Below are 21,915 nucleotides of genomic sequence, written 5' to 3' on the forward strand. Positions count from 1 at the left end.
CAAAGGAGGTGGCCTTCAGTTTTTTACCGGTTTTTGCGGCAACGAGTTGATGACCGGGTTGCCTTCCTTGTTGCGTGTCAGATAGACCGGCAGCACTTTGGGCAGGGAGTTCACCAGATTGTGCAGCTCTTTGATGTTGTAGACGCCGCCAACCCGAATCGAGCCGGTACTGGTGTCGGCGAGCATCAACGGATTGTTCAGGTAACGGTTGATCAGCGGCAGCGCTTCATTGAGGGCCAGATTGTCCAGCACCAGTTTGCCGCTGCGCCAGGCCAACGCTGTGTCGTTGGCGTAGGTCTGGCTGATCTGCGGCATGTAATCACCGTGCCTGTAACGGGCCTGCATCGACGGCCCGAGGCGCAAGCCATCGCCCGGCAGTGTGGCATCGCTGGTCACCAGTACCGAACCTTCAATCAGGTTCACCCGCACCTGATCTTCATACAACCAGACGTTGAACCGCGTACCGGTCACGCGAATCTGGCCTTCGCCTGCACGAACGATAAACGGGTGGGTCAGATCGTGGCTGACGGTGAAGAACGCTTCGCCTTTTTTCAGCGTGACGCGACGTTCATTCTTGTAGTTGCTGAAGGTCAGATCCGTATTGAGGTTCAATTCAAGTTGGCTGCCGTCACTCAGGATCACCTGACGCACCGCATCAGTGGCGGCGAAATGCTGATAGCTGTTGGGCAACCAGCCGAGATTCCAGCCGGTGTACGCCGCCAGTGGCAGCGCAAGCACACAGACACCGGCAGCTACCGCATATTGACGCCATGGACGGGAACGCTGGCTGCCTGGCAGCACGACAGGCGCAGGTTCCGGGCGCGGCAGATGCTCGGCAACGTCCCAGATTTCCAGCATGGCCTCATACTCGAACGCATGCAGGGGGTGAGCGGCATGCCATTGTTCGAATGCGCGACGCTCTTCGTCCGTGCAGTCGGCGGCGTGCAGACGCATGCACCAATGCGCGGCGGCATCAGTGATCGCATCGTATTCGGCTTCCGATAGAGTGTCTTGGGTCATTGACTCGTCCTGATTTCGCACATTCTAACCTTGAGGGGAAGTTGCCGAGAACATCAGTCATGGCAATTAACCATCAAAGTGGAACTTATTTTTCGCTCTGACGCCCAAAAAGCAGGACGCCACTGACTACTATCCATAAATGGAGTGAAAAAATGATCAAAAGAACCTTCGCCGCCGTGATTGCCACTGCCACGTTGCTCAGTGCGGGTGCTGCATGGGCGGACAAGCCAGGTGCTGGCTGGATTACCATTGAAAAAGCCATCGAAACCGTCAAGACCAAGGCCGGTTACGTTGAAGTCTATGAAATCGAAGCCGACAACAATGGCTACTGGAAGGGCGAAGGGCGCAAGGCTGATGGCGTGGTCTACGAATTTCGCATCGATGGCGCTTCCGGCAATATCTTGAGGGATCAGAAGGACTGATCCGCGCTTCAAACCAACCAGCACATGCGCAGGCCAGGCCTGCGCATTTTTTTTGCCTGGGCTACGGCGAACCAGCCGGCACCGGATCGAGCTGCCTGCCCATCTCGCAAATCAGAAAGGCAATCGAATCGGCATTGCGCAAGATCGTCTCAATTCGCGGATAAGGCGTCTGTTGATCGAGGAATGCGTCGCGTGCCGCCGCCAGTGTGGGGCTCAGTGTCGCGTCGAGAATTTCCTTGCTGACATTGGACATTTCCGCGATCTGATCGAACCCGATCCACGACTGACGCTTGTCGCTCCAGCGGGAAAACAACTCTTGTCGCGGGGTCGCCAGAGACAGCGCCTCACGCTGGAAGGTCTGCTGGGAGTTTTTCATCGCCGCGCCCTGGCCGGTAATCGTTTCAATCAGATCGGTAAACGGTCGTCGGGCTTCCAGCGAGGCAATGTCGACGGCATTGCAACGTTGATGAGCGAATTCATGGATCAGAATGGACGCCTGGGCATGCCCGTCGACATTGAAAGGTTCGGTCAGCGAAGACTTGTACCAATCCAGTTGTTGGGCGAAAAATTTCTCGGTGAAATGCACCTTGCGATGCTCGTCATCATCGAGCACAAACGCGATCAGGTTGGCCTCGGGATATTTGTTCGAGCCGATGATGAAACGATCGGTGTTCATCAGATCTTCCGCAGGATCCACCAGCGCCTTACAGACGGGGACGATCGCGTTTTTCACTTTACCGAGAAGCGTGCTGTCGACGGTGTTTACATCAAAAAACGACTTGAGGAAACGATCCAGACGCGTTCCGGGAAGGTCCCTTTTCAACTGCGCCAGATTGTGCAGGCTGTTGAACGCATAGTAGCGGGCCATATCGACGGCCTGGACCAACATGCGCGCCTTGTCCGGGTGTTTGGCGCGAATATCCTCCATACCGTGTGCTTCGATGTTCAGCACCAGTCGGCGTTCGCGGTCGGTCGCATACCGGTTGTACATTTTCGACATGGCCTTGCCGTAGTGGATGGTGTGCCGGTCCGGGTCCAGCACCAGTTGCGTGGCAGTTTTATGCAAACTGGGACCATAGGTACGGTCGTTAACCATTCGCCACACAACACCTGGTTTGTCGACACGGTAAACCTTGCCGGCAATGGCCGCGTAGGTGCGTCTGTCGTGGGTATTGAGGTAAGTCGCGCTTTCGGCGTCATGGCGCAGTTCGGATAATGCGACGGTTGTGGACTCGAACGATTGCAACTCGGTGCGTGACGGTGCCGTCGGATTTATCCGGGCGCGATGGACGGGCGCTGGAGAGATTTGCCGGGGCTGCGACGCGCTCTCCGCAGCGGTTTCAGCGGATTCCTCCATCGATAGACGACCCATGCTGATCATTTGCAGAGCACCGGCGATAAACGCCTTCAGCGCGCGTTTCCAGTGATGATCCTGCAAGGCTTCGGCGGAGTCCTTGAAGTCTTTGTAGCTTCGCCAGAGAAATGACACGTAGGCGAGTTTGCCCGGCAACAGGCCGGAGATCAGTTTGATGCCATCGCTGAAGAGGTTTTTGGCCGCCTCCCAATCCGCTTGGGCAGTACGTTGCACTTGACTGGCGAGCAGGTGCGGCAAGAGGGCGATGTTGTCCTGGTACAAACGGGACAGGAAATGGTTGTCGACGGCATTGACCGATAACGTCATTTCGCTGGATTCGCCGACGCTCGACGCTAATAAACCGCGCAACGATGCTTGCTGATGTTCGGGCGAGCGTCGAATCAGCAAATCCTGCAGTGAGCCCGGCGTATTCAGCGCGCTGATCAGATCGGTCTCGCTGGCGAATTCGCGAAACGCCTCCTCGGCATAGGGTGTGTAGAGCACGGTTGGACCAGGTCGCGAAGAGTCGATCACATACATTGCCAGTGTTTCCACCGGTGCAGCGCCGGGCGTCTTGATCAGTGCCAGCGGCGATACGCGCGCATGAGCGCCCTCGACGCTGGCGCGTGCCTTGCCATCCGGCATGTCCAGTACCTGGCTGATCAGGTCGTAGGCCTGCTCGGACAAGCGCTGTTGCAGTTTCAATGCGTGGGCATGTTGCAGCAGTTGCCAGGGAACTTGTCGTAAGAAACGCTGCTGGCGCACAGCGGCCTGTGCGGTGTTTTGCGAAAGCGTGTCGGTGACCGTCCTGGCGTAGACAGTCGGGATGGCGAGGGACAAGAGCATCTGGCGGACAGCCTGTTGATCCAGGCCGGCCGGTAATGCCTGCAAGGTGCTTGAAGTCACTTTGAAGCCAGTGCCCTGAGCGATGTTGACGTGGTTCAAGGCGAATTCGACCAGGTTGCGTGCCGGCCCGGCGAGGGCCAGGTCAGGGGTGACTTCAATCTGTAGCGGGTCCAGATGACGCCCGGCAAATCGAGCTTCCAGCAACGACTGCAGCGTCTCGCGTACATAGCGGGCCAGGGGGGCAATACCGTGCAGGTAGTCCTTGTCATCGATAACGCTGTTGCGCCATTGCTCCAGCAGTTCGAGGTGGCGTTGTTGCTCGGCAAGCGGCGCCATGCCCAGCCATGCCGGAAGTAATTGTTGTTGCCGGATGGCCTGGGCAAGGTCGGTGGCCCGCTGCAGATTGGTTTCGAGCAGATTGTTTCTCAGAGCAGACAGTGCCTGGGTCATTTGTGCATGATCCGGCAGACGCTTGCGCAGTTGTTCGGCACGAGCGAGATAGAGCTCGATCGCCGATTGCATGCAGGCATCCAGTACATTGCCTTCGATCAACTGCAACGGCCCTAACGAGTATCGGCGGTGGAGCATTTGTGGATAGGCGCGCAGGTTCTCCAGCAACGCCAGTCGTTGAACGCTGCCCTCAAGTCGCTGGTTCAATGCTTTTCGAGCACTGACAATGCTGTCGAATGCCTGAAGTCCCAGCGCGGGTGTCCACAGCATCACCCGGCCGGAGTGCTCCGTATCGAGTCCGCCGCGCTCGGTCAGAAGAACACACTGATCGAGAGGCAATGGGTTGTTCTCCCCGGACACATTCACCGTCAGGGACCAGGCGTCCGGGCGAAAACCATTGAGGGAGCGTCGATCCTTGCGTGTCGGCTGGTCAGCGTTGAACACCGCATCGACAATTGCCCGCTGGGGGCGTTGCAGCGTGCCGTGAATGACCCGCAGTTCTGCTTCGCCGCATACGCCCACGAACAGTGCATGCGCCAGCCTTGGTTTCATGTTCTCCAGATAGACCCGTTGATCAGCCGCGGGAGATAACGGTTGGGCAGCGAATTCTGCGGCCAGGAGGGTCCTGACGTCGTCGAACGATTTGATCGCAATCGTGGTTTTGTCGGCCAGTACCTGCGAGGGTTGCTGATGTCCGAGCAGTATCGGGCGCGTACTCCAGCGATCGAAGTCATCGAACGTCAGCAACTGCTCGTGGAGCATCGTGCGGATATCCAGCGCCTTGTCGCAAAGGGCATGTGCGTCCACGGCACCATCGCTGTGGCGAAACACCTGCAACGCGTAGTCGACGTTGCGCCGTTGTTTGGTCAGGATGAATTCAAACAATACTTTGAAAATCTCGCCGGAAATGACTTCGCCCGTTACCTGCGGGTGATCGAAACCGATGAAACGGTTGCGTTCCTCAAGATTCAACAGCCCGTACAGTTCGTCCTCGTGACCGGCACGCTTGAACTTGCTCAGCAGGGTTTGCTTGAGATCCGAGTAATCCCTGAGTACTTGCAGGCCGTGGGTCGGTGTGTACAGGTAGGCGTTGGTGTGGCTGATCATCAACGAGCCTGCCAGTTCGACGTAGTTGGCCTGGTACTCCCACATGCGCACGGTCTCGATGGTGGGCAGACGAGAGACTGACGGCAGCGGTTCTATCATGGCGTGCAAGGTCGTGAACTGTGCAGCATCAATGATATTGGTTTCTCGTTTGAGCAACAGGTCGGCGCGGGCCTGATCTTCAAGTGCCTGCGCAAAAAAATCGCGACGCGTGGAACCCTCTGCGCAAGGCGACTGCCAGTACATTTCAAGGCGCTCGAACAGCAGCACGGTCAATTTACCTGCAGCGCTGATAACGGCATTCTCCCACCGCGCCTGATCTGCCAGCGCCGGCGGTTGCGCCGGATTGGAATACTCGTGCAGTGAGCCTTGCGGCCATTTTCCGTGTCGGTAATACATCAGCACGGCGTCGCTCAAACTCAGGACGTCGAGCCAGTGTCGGGTTATACCGAGATCAGGACTGAGGTAAAAACTGACGCGCGTGTGACGCTGTTGCACCCCGGGGAATGCGTCCCGGAGCAACCCTTGCAAGACGTGCTCGATCATTGAAGCGAGGGAGGGGAGTTGCTGCAGTTCAGCCAGCATCGCTTGCGCGTTTACCTGCTGGGCTTGAGTGATGCCTGCTCGCTGGTCGTCGAATATATCGTCGCCGATGCTTTGAAAACTGATCTGAAGGTCATCGGCTTCCAGCAGCCGCCGGCGTTGACTGATCGGCAGGAACGCCAATAAACGTTCGGCGGTGCCCGGCGTATCGAGGCGTTTTTTCAGCTGTTCCTTGAGGTCGGCGCGGCTGTGGTGCTTTTTGATGCCTTCATAAGGTGTGTAGAGAATCTCGCCGCCGTCATCCGGGGTCGCACCGAGGGTAAAACAGCCGGCCAATGGCACGGCGGGCAGGCCTGTGACGCTGAGCAGGATGCGCTGCGCCAGCATCGGCGGGATCTGTTGGCTACGTAGCGCTTGTGTGGCCAGTTGGGTGTGGGCCAGCCAGTCGAATTCCTTGTGTGACAACCCATGCGTTCGCCTTAGCTCATTCCAGAGACCGGGCGAATTCAGGGTTTCGGGAAACAACAACGGAGAAACAGCTGCAGACATGATCGAGTCTCGACGGGGCGCGTTGCAGCGCCGATAGATTGAGGCTCTAGGTTATGAGTCGCAGGGGGCGGGCAGGTGGTACATAGTTACCGCACGCAGCCGGGCGCAATGTGCCAATCTGTGACGCCGTTGCCCCGGCCCGCCGTGTTCGAGGGTTGACACGTTGCCTTGGCGGCGTGATTAATCGGTTCGCGAGTTCGTACGCTGTTGTTCCCTCCAATAATTAATCTGGAGCTTCAGATGTCTGCGCCATCCGATCCTGTGTCGTCTGCTGTCTCATCAACGCTGTCGCTGGCGGCGTTGACTCAACTGCTTGAAACGATTTTTCTGCGCCACGGTACCTCTGCCGCCGTCGCCCGATCGCTGGCCGCCAATTGCGCGGGTGCCGAACGTGACGGTGCTCACAGCCATGGCGTGTTCCGCATTCCCGGTTATGTGTCGACCCTCAACAGCGGCTGGGTCAACGGGCAGGCAGTGCCGCAGGTCGAAGATGTCGCCTCGGGGTTTGTGCGGGTCGACGCTGCCAACGGCTTTGCCCAGCCAGCACTGGAGGCGGCACGGCCATTGTTGGTGGAAAAGGCCCGCAGTGCCGGCATCGCGGTTCTGGCCATTCGCAACTCGCATCATTTCGCCGCGCTGTGGCCGGACGTTGAACCTTTCGCCGAAGAAGGTCTGGTGGCCCTGAGTGTGGTCAACAGCATGACCTGCGTGGTGCCGCATGGCGCCGACCGGCCGCTGTTCGGCACCAATCCGATCGCTTTCGCCGCGCCACGTGCGGGGGCTGCGCCGATTGTCTTCGATCTGGCCACGAGCGCCATTGCCCATGGCGATGTGCAGATTGCCGCGCGTAAAGGCGAGCGTTTGCCGGCCGGGATGGGCGTCGACAGCCTTGGTCAGCCGACGCAGGACCCGAAAGCGATTCTGGAGGGCGGTGCGTTGCTGCCGTTCGGCGGTCACAAGGGCTCGGCCCTGTCGATGATGGTTGAGTTGTTGGCGGCGGCGCTGACGGGGGGCAATTTCTCTTTCGAATTCGACTGGAACAATCATCCCGGCGCGAAAACCCCGTGGACCGGTCAATTGCTGATCGTGATCGATCCGAGCAAAGCCGCCGGGCAGAGTTTTGCCGAGCGCAGTCATGAACTGGTGCGGCAGATGCACGGCGTCGGACTCAAGCGCCTGCCGGGTGATCGTCGACATTTGCAGCGGGAAAAATCTCTGGAGCGAGGGATTGTGCTGGAGGCGCAGACCCTGGAACAACTTCAGCACCTGGCAGGATTTTAAGCGATTCACTCTGATGAAAATGGCTGCCGGGCGGAAGGCGGCAGCCAGCCTTACAGGGCGATTGTCGAGGCGTTCTTACAGATTTTGAAATAATTTGTGGCTGGGGAAATGCCTGCGAGTGCCTGTACGCTTCAAGGCCTTTTTCCATTCAGGACTTGCATGAACACCCTCTCGGAGCCTCCCAGTTTTCCGTTTTCCCTGCGCCATGGCGCGGTCTTGACGCACTCGCAGCATCCAGTTTTCCGACTCCCGAACATCGTAGACAACGCAGCCTCAGAGCTTTCGCGTTGCACTTTGCCGTGTCCGGCAGCCTGAATTCACTGAAGAGAGATCGAGACATTTTATGGAATGGTTAGCGGATCCCACGGCGTGGCTGGGACTTTTGACACTGATCGTGCTGGAGTTGGTGCTGGGCATCGACAACCTGGTGTTCATCGCGATTCTGGCGGACAAACTGCCTCCGCATCAGCGTGACCGCGCGCGGATCATTGGCTTGTCGCTGGCACTGATCATGCGCCTGGGCCTGTTGGCGAGTATTTCCTGGCTGGTGACGCTCACTCAGCCGTTGTTCGAAGTGTTCGACAAGAGCTTTTCCGGCCGTGACCTGATCATGCTGTTTGGTGGCGTGTTCCTGTTGTTCAAGGCCACCATGGAATTGCATGAGCGTCTGGAGGGGCATGTCGGCGAGCGTTCGAGTAACACGGCGTATGCGCTGTTCTGGCCGATCGTGGCGCAGATTGTGGTACTCGACGCGGTGTTCTCGCTGGACGCGGTCATTACCGCTGTGGGCATGGTCGATGAACTGGCGGTGATGATGATCGCGGTGATCATTTCCATCGGCCTGATGATCGTCGCGAGCAAGCCATTGACGCGCTTCGTCAATGCGCACCCGACCGTGATCATGCTGTGTCTGGGCTTTTTGATGATGATCGGTTTCGCCTTGACGGCCGAAGGCCTGGGCTTCCACATCCCGAAAGGTTATCTGTACGCGGCGATTGGTTTCTCGATCCTGATCGAGGTGTTCAACCAGATCGCCAGGGCCCGACGCAAGCGCTCCATGCAGGGTTTGCGGCCGATGCGCGAGCGTACGGCGCATGCGGTGATGCGTTTGCTGGGCGGCCGCAAGCTGGCCGTGGAGGAGGTCGGCGAAGAGATTTCCGACCTGTTGGATAATGGCGACGCACCGATCGCGGAGCTGTTCGACCGACGCGAGCGGGTAATGATCAGTGGTGTACTGCAATTGGCCGAACGGCCGATTCGGGCACTGATGACCGTGCGTGCCGATGTCGACTGCATTGATCTGGCAGACGATGCTGAGAGCATTCGCACGAAGTTGATGCACTCGTCCTACTCACGTCTGCCGCTGATTCGTGATGGCGCGGTGGATGAGCCGTTGGGCTTCGTGCACAAAAAGGAGTTGCTCAAGGAATACCTGGCCGGCGAAGAGCCGAATCTGGAACACCTTGCACGCCAGACGATCAATCTGCTCGACAGTTATTCGATCCTCAACGCGCTGGAGCAAATGCGTGCGGCCTCAACCCACATTGCCTTCGTGGTCAATGAATTCGGTGACTTTGTCGGCGTTTTGACCATGACCGACATTCTCGAATCGATTGCCGGCGAGCTGCCTGATGCCAGCGAAATCGAAGGCCCGGATGTGATCGAGGAGCACGGCGGGTTCATGGTCAGCGGCGCGCTGAACCTGATGCGAGTTCGGCAGCGTACCGGGTTCGGCGCAGAGCCGACCGAGGATTACCAGACGTTGGCCGGGTTGGTGATGAGCTTGCTCGATCGATTGCCGATGGTTGGCGATCGGCTGGACTACGAGGAATGGCAAATGACCGTGGTCAAGGTCGAAGAGCGTCGCGTGACACGGGTATTGCTGACCCAAAACCAACCCTGAACCACATACCCCTGTAGGAGCTGCCGCAGGCTGCGATCTTTTGATCCTGGCGTTTTCAAGAACAAGATCAAAAGATCGCAGCCTGCGGCAGCTCCTACAGGTGGAAAGTGATACAGAGGGTCACGCGATGCTGTCGGTTGTTTTCGCACCACTCGGCACATTTCGCCGGCCAGCAGTTCGGGGGAGGGTGCACAGAGTGCGCAGCGTACTGCGTAGCCAGGTCAGATCATGCGTAGGCTTTTGGTGCACGGTACGGGCTTTGGTCTTGCCGATGTGCCTGGCGAAATCTTCACTTAATGTGTCTTCACTGGCGAAGCCTTTGAGTTTCTTCAGCAGTTTGCCGTCCTGATAGAACAGCACCGTCGGGGTTCCAGTGACAAGCGGGTGACGAGGTGTTTCGCGAGTGTTGAGCATATAGATGGCGGCCCGATGCCGAAAAGGTTCGGCTACCTGGCGAAAAACCGGACTTGCCCACTCACACGCAGGACAATCTTCATTCGCGAAGTAGAAAATCACCGGGCGCCAGGTTTTCAAGGCTTTGCGGTAGACCAGGGCCAGATCTGCACGTGAAGTCATCGTGTTCATCCGGGTAGCCTCAATAACCGTTGATGTCTGCAGACGTTACAAGTAAGGACTCAGGCAAATCTACTGTCAGATATGACAGGTGTGCAGATGCGTTTTTGAGTATTGAATCAATGGGCCGCTTCCGAAGCTGCATTGATAGGCAATGACGCATGGAAGCGTCTATTCGTTGACAGGAGTTACACAATGCAAACAGATAACCTGATCCCAAATGGCGATTTTTCTCAAGGCGATAAGGAGTGGCGGATCTACTTGAGTCCTGGCAGCCCGGCGTGGGCGGAGATCCGCGACGGTTACTGTCATGTAAAGGAAGGTGCAGCGGCTGAGCAAACCCTGGAGCTGGCTGCTGGTACGTACTATTTTTCTTTCGAGTGTTTGTTTCCGGAAGCATCAAAAAGTTACGTTAATCTTGCATTGGAAATGTCCGGTTTGCGCAAGCAAATTGATGTGAGGACCGGGCCCGACTATCTGCCCTACGCAATGACATTTGAAGTTGCTGCTCAGCAATCAGGCGGCCCGGATTTGTTTAGCTTGGCGCTGAGGGGCAATCAGGTGGGCGGGAAATATCGTAATGTCCGACTGATCTCGATTGATTGACCATTGGCCCAAAAAGACTTCGTCTGGGAGCTGATAGTGCTCCCACGGCGTTGAAGTTTATCCCTGTAGCGTGCGAAATTTTACCCCGCCCAATTCAAGCATCAGATTGATGCAGATGTGCCCAGATGTGTCACCGACATCAGAAAATGTAGCTAAATGTAGCGCTGGTATCTAGACGTTCACGTTAGGCATTTTTTCCACCTGCTTCCATCCCTCTGATTCACATCACGTTTCATATTCTCCAGGACGTCCGCCCATTCCTGTGGCACACTTTCTGCTGTCTATTCCGTAGTAACAAACCGTGTTCCGGTATAGCGGAATAAACACAAATCCTGGAGTGCTTGCCATGCATCGCCGACCTTCCTTGTTCAAAGCGTGTGTTTTTGTTCTTGCGGCTTCTTCCACTGTCATGGGGCTCGCTCAGGCAGCCGACAGTAAGCTCGACAGCGTGCTGGCCCGTGGCAAATTGATCGTGGGCACCGGGAGCACCAATGCGCCATGGCATTTCCAGGGCGCGGATGGCAAGTTGCAGGGATTTGATATCGACATCGCGCGCATCGTCGCCAAAGGCCTGTTCAACGACCCGAGCAAGGTCGAGTTCGTGGTGCAGTCGTCCGATGCGCGGATTCCCAATCTGCTGACCGACAAGGTCGACATGAGCTGCCAGTTCATCACCGTCACTGCCAGCCGCGCGCAGCAAGTGGCGTTCACGCTGCCGTATTACCGCGAAGGCGTGGGTCTGCTGCTGCCAAACAACAGCAAGTACAAGGAAATCGAAGACCTGCAAGCCGCTGGCGACGGCGTCACCGTGGCCGTGCTGCAAAACGTCTACGCCGAAGAACTCGTGCATCAGGCTCTGCCGAAAGCCAAGGTTGACCAGTACGACAGTGTCGACCTGATGTATCAGGCGGTGAACTCCGGTCGCGCCGATGCCGCCGCCACCGACCAGTCCTCGGTCAAATACCTGATGGTGCAGAACCCTGGCCGTTATCGCAGCCCGACTTACGCCTGGAGCCCGCAAACCTATGCCTGCGCTGTCAAACGCGGCGATCAGGACTGGCTGAACTTCGTCAACACCGCGTTGCATGAAGCCATGACCGGGGTTGAATTCCCGACTTATGCGGCGTCGTTCAAGCAATGGTTCGGTGTTGATCTGCCATCGCCCGCGATCGGTTTCCCCGTCGAATTCAAATGATCCCGTGAGAGTGGGGCGATGCATGTCGCCCTGCTCAAGGTACTGCTGACCATGAACTATCAGTTGAACTTTGCCGCCGTGTGGCGCGATTTCGACACCTTGCTGGCGGGGCTCGGTCTGGGCCTTGAACTGGCCTTGGTGTCGATCGCGATTGGCTGCGTGATCGGCCTGCTGATGGCGTTTGCCTTGCTTTCAAAGCATCGCGCTCTGCGGGTGCTGGCCTCGGTGTACGTCACGGTGGTGCGTAACACGCCGATTCTGGTGTTGATTCTGTTGATCTACTTTGCACTGCCGAGCCTCGGGATTCGTCTGGACAAGATTCCGTCGTTCATCATCACGCTCTCGTTGTATGCCGGGGCCTATCTGACCGAAGTGTTCCGTGGCGGTTTGCTGAGCATTCCCAAGGGCCAGCGCGAAGCGGGGTTGGCGATCGGTCTGGGCGAGTGGCAGGTCAAGGCTTACGTCACCGTGCCGGTGATGCTGCGCAACGTCTTGCCGGCGCTGTCGAACAACTTCATTTCGCTGTTCAAGGACACCTCGCTCGCTGCTGCGATTGCAGTGCCGGAGCTGACTTATTACGCGCGCAAGATCAACGTCGAGAGCTACCGGGTGATCGAAACCTGGCTGGTGACCACGGCGTTGTATGTCGCGGCCTGTTACCTCATTGCCATGCTGCTGCGTTACCTCGAGCAGCGTCTGGCGATCCGCCGATAGGAGGCTGTGATGTACGAATCGCCCAGTTGGCTACATGAATTGTGGGTGGCGCGCGAGCCGCTTTTGCAGGGCTTTATAACCAGTGTGCAAGTGTCGGCGCTGGCGATCCTGCTCGGCACGATGCTCGGCGTGGTCGCCGGTCTGGTGCTGACGTACGGCAAGTTCTGGATGCGCGCGCCGTTTCGCTTTTATGTCGACCTGATTCGCGGCACGCCGGTGTTTGTGCTGGTGCTGGCCTGCTTTTATATGGCGCCGGCACTCGGTTGGCAGATCACTGCGTTTCAGGCCGGTGCGTTAGGGCTGACGCTGTTCTGCGGCTCGCACGTCGCTGAAATTGTCCGTGGTGCGTTGCAAGCGTTGCCGCGTGGACAGATGGAAGCGAGCCAGGCCATCGGCCTGACGTTCTACCAATCCCTCGGCTACGTGTTGTTGCCTCAGGCGTTGCGGCAGATCCTGCCGACCTGGGTCAATTCGTCCACCGAAATTGTCAAGGCCTCGACCTTGCTCTCGGTGATCGGTGTCGCCGAGTTGCTGCTCAGCACGCAACAGATCATCGCCCGGAACTTCATGACCCTGGAGTTCTATCTGTTCGCCGGTTTTCTGTTCTTCGTCATCAACTACGGCATCGAATTACTCGGCCGGCACATTGAAAAGCGGGTGGCCTTGCCATGATTGAAACTCCAGTTTGCAACCTTCAGAACGGCCAGCCGCTGCTGGACATTCGTGGCCTGCACAAGCAATACGGCGCGGTCGAAGTGCTCAAGGGCGTCGACCTGAGCATGCAGCGCGGCAACGTGGTGACGCTGATCGGTTCCAGCGGATCGGGCAAAACCACGCTGCTGCGTTGCGTGAACATGCTCGAAGAATTCCAGGGCGGGCAGATCCTGCTTGACGGCGAATCCATCGGCTACGACGAAAGCAACGGCAAACGCGTGCGCCATGCGGAAAAGGTCATCGCCCGGCATCGCGCAATGACCGGCATGGCGTTTCAGCAATTCAATCTGTTCCCGCATCTCACCGCGTTACAGAACGTCACCTTGGGTCTGCTCAAAGTGAAGAAGATGCACAAGGACGAAGCCGTCGTGCTCGCCGAGAAATGGCTTGAGCGCGTGGGCCTGCTGGAGCGGCGCAATCACTTTCCCGGTCAGTTGTCCGGTGGTCAGCAACAGCGCGTGGCGATCGCCCGGGCGATTGCGATGAACCCGAGTCTGATGCTGTTCGACGAAGTCACTTCGGCCCTTGACCCTGAGCTGGTGGGCGAGGTGCTCAACGTGATCAAGGGCCTGGCCGAGGACGGCATGACCATGTTGCTGGTGACCCACGAGATGCGTTTTGCCTTCGAGGTCTCGGACAAGATCGTTTTCATGAATCAGGGGCGAATCGAAGAGCAGGGGCCTCCCAAGGATCTGTTCGAACGCCCGCAATCACCGCGTCTGGCTGAGTTTCTCAAAAGCACGCGGTTCTGACTTTTCACTTTTGTAATCAGGAGAAATACCCATGACCATTACTCGTTACGGCACCGGCAGCACCGCCGCTGGCGGCCAGCCACGTCCATTCGCCCGCGCTGTCGAGGCGGATGGCTGGCTGCACGTTTCCGGGCAGGTGCCAGCGGTGGATGGCGAGATCATTGTCGGCGGCATCGTCGAGCAGACCCACCAGACCATGAAGAACCTGATCGCGATTCTCGAAGAGGCCGGTTATGGCCTGGAAGATGTCGTGCGCGCCGGTGTGTGGCTGGACGATCCGCGTGATTTCAGCAGTTTCAACAAGGTTTTCGGCGAGTACTTCAAACCCGAGCACGCCCCGGCGCGAGCCTGTGTGCAGGCGAGCATGATGGTTGATTGCAAGGTCGAGATCGACTGCATCGCCTACAAGAAAAAGCCCTGATCACTCGCGCGTTTGCGCGTAAACGGTTACCTGACTGACGATGACCCTTGTAGGAGCTGCCGAAGGCTGCGATCTTTTGGCATTTTTGGAAGCGCCAGAAAGGCAAGATCAAAAGATCGCAGCCTGCGGCAGCTCCTACAGGGAATATTGAGTGAGTAATGACATGACCGAAGACACCATCAAACGCCGGGCCCGCGGTCTGGACCGGGCGTTCGATATCCTCGACTTCCTCAAGGAGATCGGCCAGCCGCTGCGCCCGAACGATATTGCCAACGGCATCGGCAGCCCGAAATCCACGGTCTACGAATTGGTTGCCTCGTTGCTGGAGCGACGGATTCTCGAGCCGGTGGGCAAGGACGGTCATGTCTATCTCGGCCGGCAGCTGTATTTCCTCGGGCAGGCGCATCTACGTCATTTCGACCTCAGTCGCGAAGCCGATCACGCCTTGCAGGAGATCGTCAGCCAGACCCATGAAACCGCGCAGATGTGCCTGCTCAACGGGCGAAAATACACGGTGGCGCTGATGAAGGAGGGCGAGCGGCATTTTCGGATCTCCTCCGATATCGGCGAAAACGCGCCGATCCCGTGGACGGCTTCCGGTCGCTTGCTGCTTGCACACTTGAGCGACCAGCAGATCATCGACCTGATCGACGAAGACGACTACATCCTGCCCGACGGCGAGCGCTTGCCGCTGGAACTGTTTCTGGCGCAAATCCGCCAGGCCGGCCTCGATGGATTTTTCTCTTTCGACAGTGTCGCCGACACCTTTACCCATTGCTTCGCCGCCCCGGTCAAAGACCGTAATGGCGTGGCTATCTGCACCCTGTGCATCGTCGCCCCACGGGCCGATGCGAAGAACAATTACAACGACTATCGCCGGGTGCTGATCGAGAGTGCCAACAGCCTCGCCCGGCGTATCAACGAATAACCGCGACCGCCTGCGGCCGCGAATGTGAGGAGTTCGACCATGACGACTGCCATCAACACTGCCGGGGAAAAAGGCGACGCCAGCATCGGCGCGCACCTGGCGCGAGACGTCAGCCTGCCCGCGCTGGTGCTGCATCGCGAAGCGCTGGAGCACAACATCCGCTGGATGCAAAGTTTTGTCAGCGACAGCGGCGCCGAGCTGGCGCCCCACGGCAAAACCAGCATGACCCCGGCGCTGTTCAAGCGTCAGCTCGACGCCGGCGCGTGGGGCATCACCCTCGCCAGCGCCACGCAGACCCGCGCAGCCTATGCCCACGGTGTGCGCCGGGTGCTGATGGCCAACCAACTGGTCGGCACGCCGAATATGGCACTGATTGCCGATCTGCTGGCCGATCCGTCGTTCGATTTCTATTGCATGGTCGATCACCCGGACAACGTCGCCGATCTCGGGGCGTACTTCGCTTCGCGCGGGGTCAAGTTGAACGTGATGATTGAGTACGGTGTGGTCGGTGGTCGTTGCGGTTGCCGCAGCGAGCAGGAAGTCATTGAACTGGCCAAGGCCATCAACGCCCAACCGGCGCTGGCCCTGACCGGCATCGAAGGTTACGAAGGGGTGATCCACGGCGATCACGCGGTCAGTGGCATTCGTGAATTCGCCGCCTCGCTGGTGCGCCTCGCCGTGCAGTTGCAGGACAGCGGCGCGTTTGCGATTGCCAAGCCGATCATCACCGCGTCGGGCTCAGCGTGGTACGACCTGATTGCCGAATCGTTCGAAGCGCAGAATGCTGGCGGACGCTTCCTCAGCGTCTTGCGTCCGGGCAGTTATGTTGCGCACGACCACGGGATCTATAAAGAAGCGCAGTGCTGCGTGCTCGATCGCCGCAGTGACCTGCAAGAGGGTTTGCGCCCGGCGCTGGAAGTCTGGGCACATGTCCAGTCGATGCCGGAGCCGGGGTTTGCGGTGATTGCTTTGGGCAAGCGTGATGTCGCGTTTGATGCCGGTTTGCCGGTGCCGTTGTTGCGTTACAAAGCCGACGTGGTGCCTGCGACGGGCGACGACGTCAGTGCCTGCAAAGTGACGGCAGTGATGGATCAGCACGCGTTCATGACGGTGGCACCGGGTGTGGCGTTGCGCGTTGGCGACATCATCTCCTTTGGGACGTCGCATCCGTGCCTGACGTTCGACAAGTGGCGCGTCGGTTTGCTGGTGGATGATCAACTGACCGTGGTCGAGCGCATGGAAACCTGTTTCTAAGGCTTGAGACCGCGTCGCACCCAATCGCTGGCAAGCCAGCTCCCACAGGGGCCGGGGGTTGATTGCTAATCCTTGTGGGAGCTGGCTTGCCAGCGATGGGGCCGTAACAGACACACGTGAATCCACAGAGACACCACAAGATGAACTCCCTAAGCCCCTTGGGCCCCAACACCCCGCGCATCGCCCTGATCGGCGAATGCATGATCGAACTTCAGCAACGCGCCGACGGCAGCCTGCAGCAAAGCTTCGGCGGCGACACGCTGAACACGGCGGTTTATCTGTCCCGAGCCTTGGGTGACAAGGCGCAAGTCGACTACGTCACCGCGCTGGGCGATGACAGCTTCAGCGACGCCATGTGCCGGATCTGGACGGACGAAGGCATCGGTCTTTCCATGGTGCAACGCCTGCCCGGTCGCTTGCCGGGCTTGTATTGCATCCAGACCGACGCCAATGGCGAGCGGCGCTTCCTCTACTGGCGCAACGAAGCGGCGGTGCGCGACTGCTTTACCACACCGGCCGCCGAGCCGATCCTCGCCGCGCTGCCGGATTACGACGTGCTGTATTTCAGCGGCATCACCCTGGCGGTGCTCGGTGTGCAGGGCCGTGAGAAACTCATCCAGACCTTGATCGAAGCCCGACAGCGCGATGCGCGAATCGTCTTCGACAACAACTACCGTCCACGTTTGTGGGCATCGGTGGAGGAAGCACGGGCCGCGTATTGCAGTGTCTTGCCCTACGTAGACCTGGCTTTGCTGACGGTGGATGACGAACAGGCACTGTTTGGTTTTGCGGATTGCGAAGAGGTGTTTGCGACCTACGCGCAAATCGGCACGCCGGAAGTGGTGCTCAAGCGCGGCGCCGAGGCGTGTCTGATTGGCTGTGATGGCGAGGCGTTTGAAGTGCCGGCGCAGAAGGTTGCGAAGGTTATCGACACCACGGCGGCGGGGGATTCGTTCAGTGCGGCGTATCTGGCAGCGCGCTTGATGGGCGGCAGTCCGGTAGAGGCTGCGCAGGCCGGACACCAATTGGCGAGTCAGGTGATTCAAGTCCCTGGCGCCCTGATCCCCAAGCAAGCAAAACAATAACCCTGTAGGAGCTGCCGAAGGCTGCGATCTTTTGATCCTGATTTTGAACAACAAGATCAACAGATCGCAGCCTGCGGCAGCTCCTACATGGATGTTTCAGTCGCGGTAGAAGACTTGGACCAGGTGATAACCAAACTTGCTCTTGATCGGCCCATGCACCGTGCGCAGCGGTTTTTTGAAGATTACCGCATCGATCGCGCCGACCATCTGCCCCGGTCGAACTTCCCCCAGATCGCCGCCACGCTTGCCGGACGGGCAGGTGGAGAATTTTTTCGCCAGCACATCAAACGCCTCACCCTTGGCGATACGTTGTTTGAGCTGTTCGGCCTCTTCGGCGGTTTTCACCAGAATGTGGCGGGCTTGGGCTTTCATCGTGCGGTACCTGATAACGGGGTGACGTCGGGGCGCGGGATTATGCCTCAAGTCACGGGGTTTGGCTGATCATCGTGCGGATCTTGCTGGCCAGCAGCTCAATGGCAAAGGGTTTGGCGACCATGTCCATGCCGTCTTCAAGAAAGCCCTGACGTTCGGCGGCTTTCTGCGCATAGCCGGTCATGAACAGCACTTTCAGCCCCGGCCGATGCTGGCGGGCAATCTCCGCCAGTTGCCGACCGTTCATGCCCGGCAAACCGACGTCGGTCACTAGAAGATCCACCCGCAGATTCGATTCCAGCAAGGGCAGGGCGGTTTTTGCATCCTCGGCTTCGTACGCTTGATAACCCAGCTCCTTGAGCAGATCGAGCACGAGCATGCGCACCGCCGGGTCGTCTTCGACCACAACCACGGTTTCACCGTTGGCGGCGGCCGTTGGCTGCTGGATCGGTTCGGCCGCCGGGCGTTCCGGCTCCAGGCCTTGCAACCGTGGCAAATACAGGCGCACGCAGGTGCCTTGCCCCGGCAGGCTGTCGAGGCTGACATGGCCGCCGGACTGCTGGGCAAAACCGTAAATCATCGACAGGCCCAGCCCGGTGCCCTGGCCAATCGGCTTGGTGGTGAAGAAGGGGTCGAAGGCCTTGGAGCGCACGGAAGGCGTCATGCCGGTGCCGTTGTCACTGACCGCGAGCATCAGGTAATCGCCGGCCTTGACCGGTTCCAGCGTGGTGATATCACTGCCATCAAGGTAGACGTTGGCCGTTTCGATCAGCAACTCGCCACCGTCGGGCATGGCATCGCGGGCATTGATCACCAGATTGAGCAGGGCATTTTCCAGTTGACTGACGTCGGTGCTGACCGGCCATACCGGCTCGGCCAGGCGCAGTTCAAGTTCGATCGGGTCGCCCTTGGTGCGACGGATCAGATCCTCCAGCGAATGAATCAGCTCATTGACGTTGAGGGTTTTGCGATCCAGCGACTGGCGCCGCGAAAACGCCAGCAACCGATGGGTCAGTGCGGCGGCGCGATTGGCCGAGGACACCGCCGCTTCGGTAAAACGACCGATCTCATCGGCGCGGCCATTGGCGATATAGCGTTGCATCAGGTCCAGACTGCCGATGATCCCGGTCAACATGTTGTTGAAGTCATGGGCAATGCCACCAGTGAGCTGGCCGACGGCTTCCATCTTCTGCGCATGGCGTAGTGCGTCTTCGGCTCGCTCGCGCTCGAACATCTCGTTCTGCAGGCGTTGATTGGCCTGAGCCAGTTGTTCGGTCCGCGCGCTGACACGCTCTTCCAGCGTTTCGTTGAGATTGCGCAGCGCTTCTTCAGTCTTTTTGCGTTCGGTTTCGTCGATGACGAAGATATAGAAACCGTTCACCGCACCATCGGCACCGTGACGCGGCAAATAATTCATCAAGGCATGTCTGTTGCTGCCATCTCGGTGCGGTGTATAGAGGCTGAACGAGCAGGAGCGACCCGCCAGTGCCTCGGCAATGTAGGGCGCGCGCAGGAAGTAGGCTTCTTCGCCAATGACCTCGCGGATGGTGCGCCCATACAGCTCCTGCGGCGTCAGCCCGTACCAATCCAGGTAAGCGGCGTTGTTCAGGCGAAAACGTTCCTCGTGGTCGACGTAGCTGATCAGGATCGGCATGGCGTTGATGATCAACTGTAATTCGGTCTGACTCTGGCGCAGCGCCTGTTCCGTGTGTTTGCGCTCGGTCAGGTCCAGCGCGGCACCGAGGAACCGCATCGGCCGGCCATGATGATCCTTGTAGCAGCGGCCACGCGCGAACACCCAGCGCAACTCGCCATCGGCCTGCAGCAGGCGATATTCCTCGGCGTATTCGGTGCCATGCGTGATGCAATGCTTGATGCTGCGCGCAACCATCGCGCGGTCTTCGGGGTGCACGCCTTGCAGGTAGTCGCTGATCGGCAACTGGCGCGCCTGCGCAGGATCGACTCCGTGCAACTGGGCGAAATGCGTATCGGCGATAAAACGGTCTTCGGCAATGTCCCAATCCCACGTGCCCACCGCATCGGTGGCGGCGAGGGCCAGTTGCAGGCGTTCTTCGCTTTCGCGTTGAGCCTTGAGGCTTTCTTCGGAACGTTGTTGCAGCTCCAGGGCGATGCGCCTGCGCTCGTTCGTCTCGATGGCCGTGACCAGAATCCCGGCGACTTGCGCGGTTTCGTCGCGGATCGGGCTGTAAGTCAGGTCCAGCCAGAAGTCCGACTCTTTGCCCTCACGCTGCAAAGTGAAGCGGCGTTCGGTGTAGGTGCGCACCTGACCTTGTAGGACGGCGCTGTAAATCGGGTCGGTAAAGTCTCGAAGTTCTGGCCATATCAGGTGCGCCGGTTGTCCGAAAGCGTGCGGATGCTTGTGGCCGGCCAGCATGGCGAAGCCGTTGTTGTAGATCTGCGTGAGTTGCGGCCCCCACAGCAACAGCATCGGCATCGGCGAGTGCAGCACGATGTCCACCGCGGTGCGCAGGCTTTGCGGCCACGCACTGGCACTGCCCAGCGGGCTGCGGGTCCAGTCGGTACGGGCGATCAGCGCCAGCGCATCGTCGTTGGTGGGTACAGCGTTCATCACATCAGTCCTGAGCATCGTTCGTTGAGGCGGCGTCTACAATCCTTCAGGACGGTAGACGCTCAATGTACCGCTGCGTCACCGCCGCGGGCCACGTCTGAATTTTTGCAAGCTTCGCGGGTGCTTTTTGCCATGGAAATCGATGCACTGTTAACACGCCTGGCCAGCCAGCACGGCTCGGACCTGTTCCTGTCGACCGGGGCGCCACCCAGTGCACGTTTTCAAGGGGTGCTGACGCCGTTGAGCGAACAGTCGTTCAAGCCTGGCGAGGTGGCGGCCATCGCCAGTTCCCTGATGGACGCCGAACAGCGGCAGGAGTTCGACCGCGATCTGGAAATGAACCTGGCGATCTCGCGCGCCGGCATCGGCCGCTTTCGCGTCAACATTTTCAAGCAGCGCAATGATGTGTCGATTGTCATCCGCAACGTCAAGCTGGATATTCCGCGTTTCGAAGACCTCAAGTTGCCGCCGGTATTGCTCGACTCGGTCATGCTCAAGCAGGGCCTGATTCTGTTTGTCGGCGCCACCGACTCCGGCAAGTCGACGTCGCTGGCGGCGCTGATCGATCATCGCAACCGCCACAGCAGCGGGCACATCGTTACCATCGAAGACCCGATCGAGTACATCCATCGCCATCGGCGGTCGATCATCAACCAGCGCGAAGTCGGTGTCGATACGCGCAGTTTTCATGCCGCGCTGAAAAACACCTTGCGCCAGGCGCCTGACGTGGTGCTGATCGGCGAAATCCGCGACCGCGAAACCATGGAGCATGCCCTGGCCTTTGCCGAAACCGGCCATCTGGTGCTGTCGACCCTGCACGCGAACAATGCCAATCAGGCGCTCGACCGAATCATCAATCTGTTTGCTGAAGAGCGGCGGCCGCAGTTGCTGCATGCCTTGGGCAATAACCTCAAAGCCTTTGTTTCGCAGCGCTTGGTGCGCACGCTGGACGGCCAACGACGCGCGGCAGTCGAAGTGATGCTGGGCACGCCGACCATTGGCGACCTGATCCGGCGCAATGAATTGGGCGAGCTCAAAGGCATCATGGAAAAATCCACCGAACTGGGCATGCAGACCTTCGATGCGGCGCTGCACGCTTTGGTGGTGGAAGGCGTCATCAGCGAAGACGAAGCGCTCAAACATGCCGACTCGGTGAACAACCTGCGTCTGCGCCTGAAGTTGCAGGCCGATGCCACGCCGGCGCCACCCACTTCGGGTGAGTGGGGGCTGATGGATTGA

General features: G+C 58.8%; 18 protein-coding genes. 13 read left to right on the plus strand and 5 right to left on the minus strand.

Annotation, left to right across the window (positions count from 1 at the left end; genetic code table 11):
• Positions 1–15 precede the first annotated feature (15 nt).
• Positions 16–1,020 (minus strand): FecR family protein, encoded by a 1,005-nt coding sequence (locus ACZZ0B_RS10580; RefSeq protein WP_463545121.1) that lies wholly within the window; start codon positions 1,018–1,020, stop codon positions 16–18.
• Between the two features lie 152 nt (positions 1,021–1,172).
• On the opposite strand from ACZZ0B_RS10580, the gene ACZZ0B_RS10585 reads away from it, so the two are divergent.
• Positions 1,173–1,442 (plus strand): PepSY domain-containing protein, encoded by a 270-nt coding sequence (locus ACZZ0B_RS10585; protein ID WP_008077864.1) that lies wholly within the window; start codon positions 1,173–1,175, stop codon positions 1,440–1,442.
• A 61-nt stretch (positions 1,443–1,503) separates the two neighbouring features.
• Here the strand turns inward: ACZZ0B_RS10585 and ACZZ0B_RS10590 are convergent, their stop codons facing one another.
• A complete protein-coding gene (locus ACZZ0B_RS10590) occupies positions 1,504–6,288 on the minus strand; it encodes a dermonecrotic toxin domain-containing protein (RefSeq protein ID WP_463545122.1) in 4,785 nt (1,594 codons plus the stop codon).
• 240 nt (positions 6,289–6,528) lie between these two features.
• Here ACZZ0B_RS10590 and ACZZ0B_RS10595 point away from each other — a divergent pair, with 240 nt between their 5' ends.
• Together ACZZ0B_RS10595 and ACZZ0B_RS10600 are read left to right on the plus strand one after the other, a co-directional pair.
• Positions 6,529–7,569, plus strand: coding sequence for an Ldh family oxidoreductase (locus ACZZ0B_RS10595; protein ID WP_463545123.1), 1,041 nt, complete (start codon positions 6,529–6,531; stop codon positions 7,567–7,569).
• Positions 7,570–7,912: 343 nt separating this feature from the next.
• Positions 7,913–9,472 (plus strand): TerC family protein, encoded by a 1,560-nt coding sequence (locus ACZZ0B_RS10600; protein WP_463545124.1) that lies wholly within the window; start codon positions 7,913–7,915, stop codon positions 9,470–9,472.
• Positions 9,473–9,592: 120 nt separating this feature from the next.
• Here the strand turns inward: ACZZ0B_RS10600 and ACZZ0B_RS10605 are convergent, their stop codons facing one another.
• Positions 9,593–10,057 (minus strand): thioredoxin family protein, encoded by a 465-nt coding sequence (locus ACZZ0B_RS10605; RefSeq protein WP_463545125.1) that lies wholly within the window; start codon positions 10,055–10,057, stop codon positions 9,593–9,595.
• A 183-nt stretch (positions 10,058–10,240) separates the two neighbouring features.
• Between ACZZ0B_RS10605 and ACZZ0B_RS10610 the strand changes: the two genes are divergently transcribed.
• The 9 genes from ACZZ0B_RS10610 (at position 10,241) to kdgK (ending at position 17,714) form a co-directional block, all read left to right on the plus strand.
• Positions 10,241–10,651 (plus strand): hypothetical protein, encoded by a 411-nt coding sequence (locus tag ACZZ0B_RS10610; RefSeq protein WP_463545126.1) that lies wholly within the window; start codon positions 10,241–10,243, stop codon positions 10,649–10,651.
• 346 nt (positions 10,652–10,997) lie between these two features.
• On the plus strand, positions 10,998–11,846 hold the full coding sequence (locus ACZZ0B_RS10615; protein WP_008078012.1) for a transporter substrate-binding domain-containing protein: 849 nt from the start codon (positions 10,998–11,000) through the stop codon (positions 11,844–11,846).
• 51 nt (positions 11,847–11,897) lie between these two features.
• Positions 11,898–12,560, plus strand: a complete 663-nt coding sequence (locus ACZZ0B_RS10620) for an amino acid ABC transporter permease (protein ID WP_003225455.1) — start codon at positions 11,898–11,900, stop codon at positions 12,558–12,560.
• Positions 12,561–12,569: 9 nt separating this feature from the next.
• Positions 12,570–13,232 (plus strand): amino acid ABC transporter permease, encoded by a 663-nt coding sequence (locus ACZZ0B_RS10625; RefSeq protein WP_463545127.1) that lies wholly within the window; start codon positions 12,570–12,572, stop codon positions 13,230–13,232.
• Positions 13,229–14,026 carry an amino acid ABC transporter ATP-binding protein gene (locus ACZZ0B_RS10630; protein ID WP_463545128.1) on the plus strand — a complete coding sequence of 266 codons (798 nt, stop codon included), beginning with the start codon at positions 13,229–13,231 and terminating at the stop codon, positions 14,024–14,026. The genes ACZZ0B_RS10625 and ACZZ0B_RS10630 overlap by 4 nt, the downstream gene beginning before the upstream one ends.
• A gap of 31 nt (positions 14,027–14,057) precedes the next feature.
• Positions 14,058–14,447, plus strand: a complete 390-nt coding sequence (locus tag ACZZ0B_RS10635) for a RidA family protein (RefSeq protein ID WP_440093966.1) — start codon at positions 14,058–14,060, stop codon at positions 14,445–14,447.
• 163 nt (positions 14,448–14,610) lie between these two features.
• Positions 14,611–15,375 carry an IclR family transcriptional regulator gene (locus ACZZ0B_RS10640; protein ID WP_008080131.1) on the plus strand — a complete coding sequence of 255 codons (765 nt, stop codon included), beginning with the start codon at positions 14,611–14,613 and terminating at the stop codon, positions 15,373–15,375.
• A 39-nt stretch (positions 15,376–15,414) separates the two neighbouring features.
• Positions 15,415–16,629: an amino acid deaminase gene (locus ACZZ0B_RS10645; protein ID WP_440093964.1), complete on the plus strand. Its 1,215-nt coding sequence runs from the start codon at positions 15,415–15,417 to the stop codon at positions 16,627–16,629.
• Between the two features lie 140 nt (positions 16,630–16,769).
• Entirely contained in the window at positions 16,770–17,714 is a 945-nt protein-coding gene (gene kdgK, locus ACZZ0B_RS10650; RefSeq protein ID WP_463545129.1) for a 2-dehydro-3-deoxygluconokinase, read from the plus strand.
• 96 nt (positions 17,715–17,810) lie between these two features.
• Here kdgK and ACZZ0B_RS10655 read toward each other — a convergent pair whose 3' ends face one another.
• Positions 17,811–18,086: a peptidylprolyl isomerase gene (locus ACZZ0B_RS10655; protein ID WP_007912322.1), complete on the minus strand. Its 276-nt coding sequence runs from the start codon at positions 18,084–18,086 to the stop codon at positions 17,811–17,813.
• 52 nt (positions 18,087–18,138) lie between these two features.
• Positions 18,139–20,676 (minus strand): PAS domain-containing hybrid sensor histidine kinase/response regulator, encoded by a 2,538-nt coding sequence (locus ACZZ0B_RS10660; protein ID WP_463545130.1) that lies wholly within the window; start codon positions 20,674–20,676, stop codon positions 18,139–18,141.
• 132 nt (positions 20,677–20,808) lie between these two features.
• Here ACZZ0B_RS10660 and ACZZ0B_RS10665 point away from each other — a divergent pair, with 132 nt between their 5' ends.
• A complete protein-coding gene (locus tag ACZZ0B_RS10665; protein ID WP_463545131.1) occupies positions 20,809–21,915 on the plus strand; it encodes a PilT/PilU family type 4a pilus ATPase in 1,107 nt (368 codons plus the stop codon).

Source organism: Pseudomonas sp. AC247, assembly GCF_979258015.1.